General features: G+C 62.6%; 15 protein-coding genes. 9 read left to right on the top strand and 6 right to left on the bottom strand.

Annotation, left to right across the window (positions count from 1 at the left end):
- Positions 1–108 precede the first annotated feature (108 nt).
- The 3 genes from surE (at position 109) to V9T28_RS12715 (ending at position 3019) form a co-directional block, all read left to right on the top strand.
- On the top strand, positions 109–864 hold the full coding sequence (surE, locus tag V9T28_RS12725; protein ID WP_116399306.1) for a 5'/3'-nucleotidase SurE: 756 nt from the start codon (positions 109–111) through the stop codon (positions 862–864).
- On the top strand, positions 861–1523 hold the full coding sequence (locus V9T28_RS12720; protein WP_116399305.1) for a protein-L-isoaspartate(D-aspartate) O-methyltransferase: 663 nt from the start codon (positions 861–863) through the stop codon (positions 1521–1523). The genes surE and V9T28_RS12720 overlap by 4 nt, the downstream gene beginning before the upstream one ends.
- 176 nt (positions 1524–1699) lie before the next feature.
- A complete protein-coding gene (locus V9T28_RS12715) occupies positions 1700–3019 on the top strand; it encodes a peptidoglycan DD-metalloendopeptidase family protein (RefSeq protein ID WP_116399304.1) in 1320 nt (439 codons plus the stop codon).
- Positions 3020–3157: 138 nt separating this feature from the next.
- Here V9T28_RS12715 and V9T28_RS12710 read toward each other — a convergent pair whose 3' ends face one another.
- The 3 genes from V9T28_RS12710 to V9T28_RS12700 form a co-directional block, all read right to left on the bottom strand.
- Entirely contained in the window at positions 3158–3727 is a 570-nt protein-coding gene (locus V9T28_RS12710; protein ID WP_116399303.1) for a methyltransferase family protein, read from the bottom strand.
- Between the two features lie 120 nt (positions 3728–3847).
- On the bottom strand, positions 3848–5137 hold the full coding sequence (locus V9T28_RS12705; RefSeq protein ID WP_116399302.1) for an aminotransferase class V-fold PLP-dependent enzyme: 1290 nt from the start codon (positions 5135–5137) through the stop codon (positions 3848–3850).
- Positions 5138–5275: 138 nt separating this feature from the next.
- The gene (locus V9T28_RS12700; RefSeq protein WP_116399845.1) at positions 5276–6142 is read right to left on the bottom strand and encodes an ATP-binding protein; all 867 of its coding nucleotides are present in this window, start codon (positions 6140–6142) and stop codon (positions 5276–5278) included.
- Between the two features lie 194 nt (positions 6143–6336).
- Here V9T28_RS12700 and V9T28_RS12695 point away from each other — a divergent pair, with 194 nt between their 5' ends.
- The 6 genes from V9T28_RS12695 to V9T28_RS12670 all read left to right on the top strand — a co-directional run bounded on the left by V9T28_RS12695 (position 6337) and on the right by V9T28_RS12670 (position 11271).
- On the top strand, positions 6337–7002 hold the full coding sequence (locus V9T28_RS12695; protein ID WP_158554709.1) for a SanA/YdcF family protein: 666 nt from the start codon (positions 6337–6339) through the stop codon (positions 7000–7002).
- Between the two features lie 103 nt (positions 7003–7105).
- On the top strand, positions 7106–7399 hold the full coding sequence (yajC, locus tag V9T28_RS12690) for a preprotein translocase subunit YajC (protein ID WP_116399300.1): 294 nt from the start codon (positions 7106–7108) through the stop codon (positions 7397–7399).
- 52 nt (positions 7400–7451) lie between these two features.
- Positions 7452–9035 carry a protein translocase subunit SecD gene (secD, locus tag V9T28_RS12685; protein ID WP_116399299.1) on the top strand — a complete coding sequence of 528 codons (1584 nt, stop codon included), beginning with the start codon at positions 7452–7454 and terminating at the stop codon, positions 9033–9035.
- Positions 9036–9054: 19 nt separating this feature from the next.
- Positions 9055–9990: a protein translocase subunit SecF gene (gene secF / locus V9T28_RS12680; protein ID WP_116399298.1), complete on the top strand. Its 936-nt coding sequence runs from the start codon at positions 9055–9057 to the stop codon at positions 9988–9990.
- 14 nt (positions 9991–10004) lie between these two features.
- Positions 10005–10388, top strand: coding sequence for an Mth938-like domain-containing protein (locus V9T28_RS12675; RefSeq protein ID WP_116399297.1), 384 nt, complete (start codon positions 10005–10007; stop codon positions 10386–10388).
- Positions 10389–10398: 10 nt separating this feature from the next.
- Positions 10399–11271 carry a phytoene/squalene synthase family protein gene (locus V9T28_RS12670; protein ID WP_116399296.1) on the top strand — a complete coding sequence of 291 codons (873 nt, stop codon included), beginning with the start codon at positions 10399–10401 and terminating at the stop codon, positions 11269–11271.
- Positions 11272–11331: 60 nt separating this feature from the next.
- Here V9T28_RS12670 and V9T28_RS12665 read toward each other — a convergent pair whose 3' ends face one another.
- The 3 genes from V9T28_RS12665 to V9T28_RS12655 form a co-directional block, all read right to left on the bottom strand.
- On the bottom strand, positions 11332–12372 hold the full coding sequence (locus V9T28_RS12665; RefSeq protein ID WP_116399295.1) for an aldose epimerase family protein: 1041 nt from the start codon (positions 12370–12372) through the stop codon (positions 11332–11334).
- Between the two features lie 9 nt (positions 12373–12381).
- Positions 12382–12798, bottom strand: coding sequence for a hypothetical protein (locus V9T28_RS12660; protein ID WP_116399294.1), 417 nt, complete (start codon positions 12796–12798; stop codon positions 12382–12384).
- 148 nt (positions 12799–12946) lie between these two features.
- Positions 12947–13234: a hypothetical protein gene (locus tag V9T28_RS12655; protein ID WP_116399844.1), complete on the bottom strand. Its 288-nt coding sequence runs from the start codon at positions 13232–13234 to the stop codon at positions 12947–12949.
- Positions 13235–13244: the final 10 nt, after the last annotated feature.

Genomic DNA, 13244 nt, shown 5'->3' with positions numbered 1-13244 from the left:
GGGTGGCGCCGAGGGCCGGACATTCGTCCGTTGCGTCAGTGTCAAATATTTGCGTTCCTGTATCGCAGCGACGCCGCGCGATTCCAAAAAGTTTAGTCGAGAGACATAATGCGTATTCTGCTCACCAACGACGACGGCATCCATGCCCCCGGCCTCAAGGTTCTGGAGCGCATCGCCGCGGCGCTTTCGGACGATGTCTATGTGGTTGCGCCCGAGACCGATCAGTCGGGGGTCGCGCATTCGCTGTCGCTGAACGATCCGCTTCGCCTGCGCCAGATTTCCGCCCGGCATTACGCCGTCAAAGGCACGCCGACCGATTGCGTCCTGATGGGGGTGCGCCACGTTCTGAAGGGGGCTAAGCCCGACCTCATTCTGTCCGGCGTCAATCGCGGCCATAATGTCGCGGAGGATGTGACCTATTCCGGCACCATCGCCGGCGCCATGGAAGGAACGCTCCTGGGCATCCCATCCATCGCCCTGTCGCAGTCGGGCCACAAGGCGAAGGAGATGCATTGGACCTGCGCCGAACAGCATGGGCCGGCGGTCATCCGCAAGGTGCTGGCGACGGGCGTGCCCGACAATGTGCTGGTCAACGTGAATTTTCCGGCCTGTCCGCCGCAGGATGTGAAAGGGGTCGCGATCACGCTGCAAGGGCGGCGCGACGCGAATATCCTGGGCATCGAGGAACGGATCGACGGGCGTGGCAACCCGTATTTCTGGTTGGTCTACCAACCAAGTACCGTCGCGCCGGCCATGGGCACAGATATCGAAGCGCTGGCCGCGCATAAAATCTCCGTCACGCCCTTGCGGCTCGATTTGACCGACGAGCCGAGCGTCACGAGCTTCGCACGGGCTTTCGCATGATCCAAGCGCAGGCGACCGCAGAGTTTCTCATGCATCTGCGGTCGCACGGTGTGCGCGATCTTACCGTTCTGCGGGCGATGGAGACGGTTCCGCGCCAGCTTTTCGCGCCGCACCGCTATGCCGATCTGGCCTGGCGTGACGTCGCCCTCCCGATCGCCTGCGGACAGACCATGTCGGAGCCGCTGCTCGTCGCCCGGATGATGGAAGCCTTGCAGGTCGAGCCGCATCATCGTGTGCTCGAAATTGGTGCCGGCACCGGCTACGCCACCGCGATTCTGGCTCGCCTCGCCGCGGAGGTCGTGTCGCTCGAACGGTTCCAGAGCCTGGCGGTCGAGGCTACTGCCCGGCTCGAGAAATTGGGCCTGCGCAATGCCGGCGTCGCCTGGGCCGACGGCTGCGCCTTGCCCCGGGCGATCGGCAATTTCGACCGCATCGTCATCCACGCGGCCATGGTGGACGTGCCCAAACATTTCTCGTCGCTGCTGATGCTCGGGGGTGCCATCGTCCTGCCCCTCGACGATCCGGCGTCGGCCACGGGAAGCGCCAAAGGCGTGCAGTATCTCGTGCGTCTAGCACGTCAGGACGAGGCCTGGAGCCAGACGCGCATCTGCCGCTCGCGCTTCGCCCCGATCATGGCCGGGGTGTCGCGCACGCTCTAGATTGTATCGACCACTTTAGGCCTTCATGAGCTGTGGCAAGTCTGTGGTCGCAATGGGGGAATTGCCGCCACAATCTTAATTTCAAACACGCTTTCGTCATCATCGATAAGACTCCCTTAACCCAAATGCGTTTTTAATCGGCCTATCGATTTTGGGTTCACTGGGTAGGTCGCGTGATGACTGATTCGTTCCTTCGAAATGGGCCGCGTTTGGCCGCCCGCTTTGCCTGCGCCGGGCTTATGGGCGTGTTACTCGCGGGCTGCTCTTCCGACGCGACCCGTTTCTCTGATGCCTTCAGCAATCCGTTCGCATCGCGCAGCGACGATCAGCAGCCGCAGCGCACGGCGCAGGCCGCGCCCGTTCACAAGGTGCAGGCCCAGCCGCTCCCCGCGCCGGTGCAGACGAGCGCCCTTCCAGCGAGCGCCGAGACGACGAGTGCGATCGGCCCGCAAGGCGGATCGGCGGCCGGATGGACAGCCGCCGGCGGCAGCCCGATCGTTGTCGGCCAGGGTGAGAGCGTGAATGTTCTGTCGCAGCGTTACGGCGTGCCGACAGCCGCATTGCTGCAGGTCAATGGCTTCTCGAGTGCCACGCAGGTCAAGCCCGGTACCCGTCTCGTCATCCCGGTCTACAATGCTGGCGCCAGCGCGCCGGCGCCGCGTGTTGCCGCGACCGTGGCTGCACCCAAGGTGGCCGTGACTGAGCCGCGAGTGGCCGTGGCGGCGCCGAAGGTTGCTGTGGCCGAGCCGCGGGTCGCGGTGGCCGCGCCGAAAGTCGCCATCAAGGTCGCGGCCCCTGCTGCGCAGGTGCGACCGGGCGTAGCCGTGGCCAAGGCACATGTGGTTGCTCCAGCCCCTGCCGTGAACACGCGGATCGCCGTCGCAGCTCCGAAAGTCGCGGTCAAAACGCCCGCCGTCGCGGTTCCGGTGGTCGCCGTGCGGACCCAGGCGCCTGCCGCCGTCGTCAAAACGCCGAGGGTTGCCGTCGCCCAACCACAGGTTGGGGTGCGGGTCGCCGCTCCGGCAGCCGTCGCCGCGGCGCAACCACAGCCGGCAGCGCCCAGCGCCGACACAACCGCGGCGATCAAGCCTGTTCCAGCGGCAAGCGCGCAAGGGACGGATGAATCCAAGCCAGAATTCCGCATGCCCGCGCCGGGCCGCGTGATCGAGGGCTTCAAGGCCGGTTCCAACGACGGCATCAACATTGCTGTTCCCGAGGGCACGCCCGTCAAGGCGGCGGAAGCCGGCACGGTCATCTATGCCGGCAGCGAACTCAAGGGCTACGGCAATCTCGTGCTGATCCGCCATCCCAACGGCTACACAACCGCTTACGCCAACAACGGCGAACTCGACGTGAAGCGCGGCGATACGGTCAAGCGCGGCCAGATGATCGCGAAATCCGGCCAGACCGGTAACGTCGCGTCGCCGCAATTGCACTTCGAATTGCGCAAGGGCTCACAGCCGGTCGATCCGTCCGGCTATATCGCGGGCATGTAAGGCGGGTTCAAAAAGAACAATCGCCCGGCTTCCGCGAGACACGTAAACCGGGAGATCGAAGAGGCGGCGGGTCCAAGGAAGGGCCTGCCGCTTTCTTTATGGGTGCATCAAATGCGGCGGCGTTCGGTCGGGTTGGCGTTATAGCACGAAGGGGATCAGAGCCCGCACCTTGCGTCGATAGTCAGTATAAGTTGCACCGAACGTTTCGGTCATCCACCGTTCTTCGAGGGTCAGTTTCCGCCAGAAGGCCAACCCGATCATCAGCACGGCGAGGATGCCGCGCCACTCGCCAACGGCCAGAGCCGAGCCGGCGAAAGCTACGAGAAGGCCGGTGTAAATCGGATGGCGGACGAACTGATAAGGACCGGACGTTACGAGCTCATGCTCCTGCTTCACGGTGACGGTGCCGCTCCAATTGCGCCCAAGACTGCGGCGCGCCCACACCGTAAAGACGAGACCGGTGACAACAAGCAGCGGTGCAAGCCAATGGAGAAACGGTGCGTTTGGAACGAAACGCATATCCAGGCCCAGAATGGACATATGGGGCGCGCTCAGAAGAATCACCGCGACCAGGATCGGAATGCCATGGCTGAGGCGCGCCGCGCGCGATTCGACGCGCGCGTTGGCCTTTACATCCTGGGCCGACCACCACCAATAAATGAGCCAGGCGCTCCAGAGAAATGGTATCGCTCGCAGCCACAAAGTCACCGAAAGGCCTCCTAGCTGCTTATGGCGCCGCCGCCAGGTTAAATGGTCATTTCAACCTAGCGGATCATCCCGTGGTTGGGAACGCCGTGCCTTGAAGCGCGGGCAGGATGCCCGCGCTCGTTAGGACGCCGCCACGATGGTCAAGGCCGCGACGAGGCGGTCGACTTCGGCTTCAGTGGTATATACGGCCGGGGCGACGCGGATGCACTGGCCAGCGGCGACGCCGGCGCGGCGGACCGTGAGCACCTTGAACTCGTCCCGGAGCCGCGCGACGAGGGCGTTATTGTCGTCCTTGCTGGTCTTGCCCTTGATCCGGAAAGAGGTGATGCCGGCGTGCATGGTCGGATCATTTGGTGTCAGCACCTCGATGGCGCTGATGCCGGCGACGCGCTCGACCCAATAATTGCGCAGATAGGTGACGCGGGCGTTTTTGGCGGCGACGCCGATCGACTCGTGCAGCTCGATCGCAGCCGGCAGGGTGAGCGCGGCACCGAAGTTGAGCGTGCCCGTGTGGATGCGCGAACGGATATCGTCGAGCGGCCAGTCCTTGTTGCCCATATGGATATCGATGTCAGCGAGGCGCCCCTTGCCGATATAGAAGCAGCCGAGGCCGACCGGCGCACCGATCCATTTGTGCAGGTTGAAACCGATGAAATCGACACCGAGGTCGGTCACGTCGAACGGCAGCTGGCCCCAGCTATGTGCGGCGTCGAGGATGATATCGACGCCCTTGGCGCGGGCCATCGCTGCGATGTCCCGCACCGGCATGACCAGCCCGGTGCGATGCGACACATGGGTGACGAGCAGGAGCTTGGCGTTGGGTGTTTCTTCCAGCACCTTGCGATAGGTCTCCAGCACCGCCTCGCGCGTGGCCGGCTCGGGGATGGCGAAGGTCTTAACAGTGACGCCGCGGCGGGTCGCGAGCGCGTCCATGGCATATTGCATGGAATCGTAGTCGAGGTCGGCATAGAGCACGGCGTCACCGGGCTTGAGCTTGTTGTAGCCGGCGATCAGCGTCTGCAGTGCTTCGGTGGCGCCGCGGGTGAGGGCGATGTCCTCGTGCGCGACACCGAGGGCGGTGGCGACACGGGCGCGAGCGGCGTCGAAATCATCATCGAAGGACTTGCGGGCATAGACTGTGTTCTGCCGATTCACGCGCTGGATGTTCTCGACATAGGTCTCCAGCACCGGGCGGGCCATGATGCCCCAATAGCCGTTTTCGAGATTTGCGATGGAGCGGTCGACGTCATAGAGGTCGCGCACCGCAGACCAGAAACCGGCATCGGTGGCGAGCTTGCCCTGGTCCGGCGCGGGCAGGGCGACGCTCTCGACCGCCTCCGCCGACCGTGCGGCCATTGCCATTGCGGTAGTCAGCAGCCCACTGATGAGGAAGTTGCGACGCTGAATCATGATAGTCCCCCCGGAAATGATGCGAGCAAAAGCTCACCGGCGTGGCTAACGTCGCGGTGTGACGGGAAAATGAAGGGAGAGGAAGTTGAAGGGTTGTCTCGCTCTCACATCGCACTATCGTGGCACGGTCTCCACAACCTAGCTGCGCAACGTCTTGCCCTGCCGCCCGGCGAGGTCCTGGATGAATTGCCAGGCGGTGCGGCCGGAGCGGCTGCCGCGCGTGGTCGACCATTCGAGCGCTTCGGCATCGATCTGCGCTTGCTCGCCGGTCAATCCGAAATGGTCGGCATAGCCATGCACCATGGCGAGATATTCGTCCTGGCTGCATTTGTGAAAGCCGAGCCACAGGCCGAAACGGTCCGACAGCGAGACTTTTTCCTCCACCGCTTCGCCGGGATTGATGGCGGTCGAGCGCTCGTTCTCCATCATGTCGCGCGGCAGCAGGTGGCGGCGGTTGGACGTGGCATAGAACAGGACATTATCCGGCCGCCCCTCGATGCCGCCTTCGAGCACGGCTTTGAGCGACTTATAGGAGGTGTCGTCCGAGTCGAACGAGAGATCGTCGCAAAAAACGATGAAAGCGTAGGGCGCCGGGCGCAAAAGCCCCATCAACACGGGCAGGCTCTCGATATCCTCGCGGTGAATTTCGACGAGCTTGAGCCGCTGGGCCCCGTCGACATGGGCGTTGATCTCGGCATGCACCGCCTTGACGAGCGAGGATTTGCCCATGCCGCGCGCGCCCCACAGCAGGGCATTGTTCGCCGGCAAGCCGCGGGCGAAACGGGCGGTATTATCCGCAAGCTGGTCGCGCACCCGATCGATGCCGCGCAAAAGCCCCATCTCGACCCGGTTGACCTTGGCGACCGGCTGCAGCGCGGACGGATTGGCGTGCCAGACGAAGGCGTCGGCGCTTTCGAAATCCGGTTGAAGGTTGTGAGCGGGCGCGAGGCGCTCGAGGGCGTCGGCGATACGGACGAGGACGGCGGTTCGATCGATGTCAGTCATGGTCGCAAGAGTCGAGAAAGGAAGGTCTTTTCCATAGCGAACCGCCGCCGCAGCGTCCATGCGGCCAGAGGGCAGAGCAGCAATCACCTTTTGCTGGGGCCGTCGCGACCACGGACTGGCCAAATTCCGACCTCATTGCGCCATGATTTCCAGGGAAAGCTCTGCGCCGCTGAATGTTGATGTGAGGGGTGCCCGTGCTGCGCAAATTATTGGTTTTCGGCTTAGCCGCCGTCCTGGTCTGCCTCGGCCTTATCGTTGGCGCCTGGGCCTATATTGCCGGTACGACCGACAGCCGCATTACCGCGTCGGTGGATGCGGTCGAACCGGCCGAGGCCGGCCTTGTGTTGGGGACCGCACGCCTCATTCACGGCCGCTTCCTCAATCCGTTTTTCTCCAGCCGCATCGCAGCGGCCACGGATCTCTATGCCAGCGGCAAGGTCAAATATCTGATCGTCAGCGGGAATCGGGAGGACAGCGGCCCTTACGCCGGCATCTATGACGAGGCCGCCGATATGAAGGACGCGCTCGTCATGGCCGGCGTGCCGGCCGAGAAGATCTACCGTGACGACGCCGGTTTTCGTACCTTGGATTCGGTTTTGCGGGCCAAATCGGTTTTCGGGCAGGATAAGGTCGTGGTCGTTTCGCAGCGCTTCCATCTCGAGCGCGCCTTGTTTCTCGCCGAGGCGCATGGTCTGAATTTTCAAGGCTTTGCCGCCAAGGATCCGACGCAGATGCCGCTGCAACACGTGACGCTGCGCGAGGCTTTCGCGCGCCCGTGGGCGGTTCTCGACGTGCTGATCGGCCGCGCGCCGCGGATCGCGGGCAAGGCGGTCGCGCTCGGGATCGACCCTGCGCGGTGAGGGGCGCGCATCCATCCGCCATATTTCGTTGCTTTCGCCTTCGCGCTCGCTATAGTCCGCGCGATTTTCGCGGCCTTTCGGCCGAGTTCGAGGAGTTTGGTTGATGGACGGGGGAATTGGTTTTCTGGTGCCGATGGCCGCGATGCTGGTCATCATGTATTTCCTGATCTTGCGGCCGCAGCAGAAGCGCGCCAAGGAGCAGCAGGAAATGCTGAAGGCCATCCGTCGCGGCGATACGGTCGTTTCCACTGGCGGCCTGATCGGCAAAGTAACGAAAGCGACCGACGACAATGAAATCGAGGTCGAGATCGCGCCGAACGTGCGGGTGCGGCTGGTGCGGCAGCAGGTGGCCGAGGTTCGCGCCAAGGGCGAGCCGGTGAAAGACAAGGACCAATAGTTTTCGCGCGCCGCGCCTTCACACAAATTTATTCGAGTAGAAACCGACAATCATGCAGCGTTACGCTCCCTGGAAAATCATTTCGATCTTCGCACTGATCCTGGCCGCCTTTTTGCTGATCATTCCCAGCCTGGTGGGCAAGGACAGCGTCACCAGGCTGCAGAGCCATCTGCCCTCATGGGTGCCGGCGCGGCAGATCGTGCTGGGGCTCGATTTGCAGGGCGGCGCGCATCTGCTGTTGGAGATCGACCGGACCGACGTGCTTAAAAGCATGGTGCTCAATCTGCGAGACCAGGTCCGCGGCGTCTTGACCGAGGAGAAGGTGCGGCCCCCGGCCGTTACCCAGATTACACGCGGTTGGCAGGCGCGTGTTCCTGACCCCGATCAGCGGGCGCGCGTTTTGTCGAAATTGAATGCGTTGGCCGCTCCGACGGGGGGCCTTGCGGCGGGCGGGGGCAGCCCGACCTATGACGTCAAGGATGTCGGCGATGGTTCGATTCAGGTCACCGTAACCGATGCGGGGGTGAATGATCGCGTGCGTCATGCCATCGCGCCGTCGATCGAAGTCCTGAAACGCCGTGTCGATGCGCTCGGCACGACGGAGCCGAACGTGCAGCAGCAGGGTGACGACCGCATTCTGGTCGAAGTGCCCGGCCTGCAGGACACGACGCAGCTCAAGGAATTGCTGCAAGGCACGGCGAAAATGGTGTTCCGCCTCGTCGCGCAACCGGGCGCGGATCCGAGCGAATATGACGTTCTGCCCTCGACGGAAGGCGGCACCGTCAATGTCGAGAAAAGCGTGATGGTGGACGGCGAAGATCTGATCGATGCGCAACCGAGCATCGGCCAGGACGGCAATCCGGTCATCAATTTCAAGTTCAACATTCGCGGCGGCCAGAAATTCGCTGCCGTGACGGCGGACAATGTCGGCCGGCAATTCGCCGTCGTGCTTGATAATAAAGTGATCACCTATCCGGTGATCCGCACGCCCATTCTCGGCGGTTCCGGCGAAATCTCCGGTCACTTCACCTCCGAATCCGCCAACAATCTCGCGATTCAGCTCCGCGCCGGTGCGCTTCCGGCCAAATTGTCGATCGTCGAAGAGCGCACGGTCGGGCCGGGCCTCGGCGAAGATTCGATCAATGCGGGCAAGAAGGCCGCCTATGTCGGCGCCGCGCTGGTGGTGATCTATATGCTCATCACCTACGGCATTTTCGGCGTGTTCGCGAATATCGCGCTGGCGATCCATATCTCCTTCATCTTCGCATCCTTTGTTCTGCTCGGCTCCACGCTGACGCTGCCCGGCATCGCCGGCATCGTGATGACGATCGGCATGGCGGTCGACGCGAACGTGCTGATCTACGAGCGTATCCGCGAAGAAAATCATGCCGGCCGCTCGATCATCGCGTCCCTCGATGCCGGCTTCACCCGTGCCTTCGCGACCATCGTCGACTCCAACGCGACCATGATGGTGGTGGCGCTCATCTTGCTGTTCCTCGGCTCTGGCCCGGTCAAGGGCTTCGCCTGGTCGCTGATCTTCGGCATCATGACCTCCATCATCACCGCCGTGACCATGACGCGCATGATGATCGCGCTCTGGTATGCCTATGCGCGGCCGAAGAAGCTGCCGATCTGACGGGACAAGGATTTTACATATGAAACTTCTTCGTCTCGCTCCCGAGAATCTGAAATTCGGCTTCATGCGTTTCCGGCGCTTGAGCTATCCGATGTCGGCGCTGCTTTCGATCATCTCCGTCGTGCTGTTTTTGACGGTGGGCATGAATTACGGCATCGATTTTTCCGGCGGCACGCTTCTTGAGATGCGCGCCAAATCGGGCGACGCAGATATTGCCGCGATCCGCAATACTGTCGATCATCTTGGCCTTGGCACAATGGAAGTGCAGGGCTTCGGCACGCCGTCCGACGTCTCCATCAGATTCGGGACGCCGCCCGCGGGAATCAGCGCCGATCAGGCTGGTGCCAAAGTGAAGGAAGCCCTCGGCGCGCAGTATGATGTGCGCCGCGAGGAATCGGTCGGCCCGCGCGTCTCCGGAGAACTCGTGCAGCAGGGCACGCTTGGTGTCGTCGTGTCCATTCTCGCCGTGCTCGCCTATCTGTGGTTCCGCTTCGAATGGCAGTTCGCGGTTGGTGCGATCATCGCCACTATGCACGATCTGCTGCTCACTGTCGGATTCTTCTGCGTCACCAAGCTCGAATTCAACTCGACATCGATTGCGGCCATTCTCACCATCGTCGGCTATTCGCTGAACGAGACGGTCGTGGTGCTCGACCGCATTCGCGAAATGATGCGCAAATATAAGAAAATGCCGACCGACGACTTGATCGACACATCGGTCAACGCGGTGGTGCCGCGCACGATCATGACGGCGACGACAGTGTTCCTCGCGCTGCTCGCACTCGTGATCTTCGGTGGCGAGGTGATCCGTTCCTTCTCGCTGGCGATGATGTGGGGTATTTTCGTCGCGACCTATTCGTCGATCTTCATCTGCTCGCCGATGCTGATCTATCTCGGCCTGCGCAACGACGGCAGCGGCCCAGGCGAAGCGCCGAAACGGCCGGGACAAACTTAAGCTGGGAGGCTCTTATGCTTACTCCCAAATACGACGGTTTCGTTCCCGGCAAACATCCCATCGACGCCTATGGCGCGATGGGGTTTCGTTTCGCCAATATGTCGCATCAAGGGTCGATTCTGTGCCTGCCGTCCGGTATCTATCGCTGGGACGCTCAGACGGCCGCGGATATCAAGACCAGCACATTGGCGGCGGTGTTCGCTGAGACCGCGCCAATCGATCTTCTCTTGGTCGGCACGGGGCTCGAATTGGTGCCATTGCCCGAGGCCTTGCGCTGGCGTTTGCGCGACAAAGGCATTTCCGGCGATCCCATGCCTACCGGTGCGGCGGCTCGGACCTATAATATCCTCTTGAACGAAAATCGCCGTGTGGCCGCGGCTTTGATTGCCGTGCCTTAAAGAGGAACGGATGGGGAAACATGACGCTGACCACCTGAAAGCGGCCTATGCGGCTTGCGACGCCAGCTTGCGCGAGCAGGACCGCGACCGTTGGCTCTCCTGCCTGTTCGCGCCGGAAGATCTGCGCCCCTATCTGCACGCGCTCTACGCGTTCAATCTGGAAATCGCGCGCGTGCGCGAAGTGGTGAGCGACCCGTTCCCCGGTGAGGTGCGCCTGCAATGGTGGCGCGATGTGATCGAGGGCGCGGGGCGCGGCGACGTGCAGGCTTCGCCACTTGCCTATGCCTTCACCGATACGATGGCCACATGCCGCCTGCCGCAACAGCCTCTGCTCAACCTGATCGAGGCGCGGACCTTCGATCTTTATGACGACATCATGCCGACCTTGCATGATCTGGAAGGCTATTGCGGCGAAACCTCGTCGGCCCTCATTCAGCTTGCGACGCTGATCCTCGCGCGCGGCGCCGATCCGAAATGCGCCGATTGCGCCGGCCACGCGGGCGTCGCCTATGCGCTCACCGGTCTGCTGCGCGCCTTTCCGTGGCATTGCACGCGCGGTCAGATCTTCATGCCGGGCGATATCCTCGCGCGCCACGGCGTCACGCGCGATAGGCTGCTCGCCGGGCCGGCCGGCGCCGCCATTCGCGCGGTCTTTGCCGAGATGCGCGGGCAAGCGCGCCGGCATCTGGCGGAAACGCGGGCGCGGGTGAAATCCGTTGCGCCGCAGGTCGCGTCGGCCTTCTTTCCGATCGCGCTGGTCGAGCCCTTGCTTTTGCGCATGGAGCGCGCAGGCTATGATCCCTACAAGAGCGTGATCGACCTGCCGCAATGGCAACGCCAATGGATCATGTGGAAGACATCGCGCAAGGCGGCGAGGGAATAGGGTTAATGTGCCAACTCTCCCTTCGTCCGCAGCTCTGCTGCGGACGAAGGGATCATTGCATCACCCGAATCTATATTCCGTCACTTGTTCGTAAGTCTCGCCCGGGCGCAGCTCCGTGTTGGTGAAATGCCGGTGGTTGGGGCTGTCGGGAAAGTGCTGCGGCTCAAGGCAAATGCCGCAATTGGCGCCATACAGCGCGCCGTCGAGGCCGGGCACGGGGGCCTTGAATTTGACAGCGTCATAGAATTGCAGATGCGGTTCGGTGGTGAAGACTTGCATCGTCATGCCGGTCGCGGGGCCGTGCAGGGTCGCACCATGGACGGGTACATTGGCGGGATGGGGCACTTCGCGCAGCACGAAGCCGATGTCGTATTTCACGCCGTCCGCATGGCGGACGCGGCGCGGCTGGCGGAAGTCGAACACGGTGTCGGCGACGCCGCGGATTTCCCCGGTGGGAATGCAATCTGCATCGAGCGGCGTGTAGAAATCGCCGGCGATGACGAGTTCGTGGTCGAGCGAACTTGGCACCGGGCCATTGCCGAAGCCAGGCGGCAGGTCGAGATGAAAATAGCTGTGGCTGGCAAAATTGATCACCGTCGGTGCGTCGCTCGATGCGGTGATTTCGATCCGCAGCGTTGCTGGTTCCACCATGCGATAGGTCACACTCACGTCGAGCGCGCCGGGAAAGCCCGCATCACCGTCGCGTGAGTGCAGTTCGAGCGTGACGGAAGATTCGTCGTGATCGGCCAGCGTCCACGGGCGCTTGCCGAACGCTTCGCCCTTGCCGCCGCCATGCGACGTGTGCTTGCCATCCTGGTTGCGGGTCAGCGTGTAGGTCTTGCCGTCCAGCGTGAACGTGCCGTTGGCGATGCGGTTGGCATACCGCCCGGCGATGGCGCCCGCATGCGCCGAATAGCCGATATAATCTTCGATCGTATTGAAGCCGACGACGACGCGCTGCGGCCCCTTGGCTGTCGGTACGAGAAGATCGCGCACGACGGCACCCCAGGTGAGGATTTTCGCTTCGGCGCCCGCCTCGCAGCGGATCGCGATCTCCTGAATGTCGACGCCGTCAACTTGGCCGAAAACCCGCACGCTCATCGCAACACCTCACGCCCATTCTGACCAATGGCCGTTATCATAGATGCGCCAGGCCTTCATCCCGGCCTTGGCGATCACCAGGCGGCCCGATTTCGCCATGGCGACGAGATGCTTGAACATCAGCGGATGGCGCCAGGCGAGCGGTTTGGACGGATCGCAGACGGCGCGGTACTCGTCCGAATCCGGATCCTCGATCAGGATGGTGCCGACCCGGTCGGGCCGCAATGTCACTGGAAGCGAGCGCTCGCGCTGCCATTCGCAGACAAAATCGCGGCACACTTGCGGCCGGTCCTGATAGATCTTGCAGCCGCCGGTATGGATGCAGTTCACGCACCATTCGCCCATGGGCTTGTTGAAATATTCGATCTCGAGCGATTTGCAGCACATGGTGCATGTACCGCAATCTTTGCCGGGAATGGAGGCCATGAAGAAGATACCGAATGAGAATCAAGAGCTGCGTAAGCATCGTTTATAGCACGGTCGGCCGATCAGGCCCATTGCTCCGCTGGATCGGGAGGGTGTCTGGTTGGATTTTCCGATGTGGGGAGAGCCGCGTGCCTGTCTGCCATCGACCCTAGTCCGGCGCGGCACCTATCGGCGGCCCGCCGGGCGGTCGGTGTAGAAACGTAATCGACGCATAAGCGCCGAACCACGAACCGAGCGCTGCAAAGGCGACATAGACCCAGTTCTCAGTGTAGCTAATGACGGCATAAGACGACAGCAGATACCAAACGCTGCTCCAAGTGGCGGCAGGCACGCGCTTGCGCGCTACCACCGCCGAGGTGAACATGACATAGACCGCATCGGTGGCGGCGGTCGCCAGCAGGACTGCGCCGGCGGTAATGGGATCTATGGCGGCCATCGCAATTCCT

It is taken from the genome of Methylovirgula sp. 4M-Z18 (assembly GCF_037890675.1).
Classification (GTDB): Bacteria; Pseudomonadota; Alphaproteobacteria; order Rhizobiales; family Beijerinckiaceae; genus 4M-Z18.
Note: the sequence above shows the minus strand (reverse complement) of the source record. Positions and strands in the feature narration are given on the sequence as shown.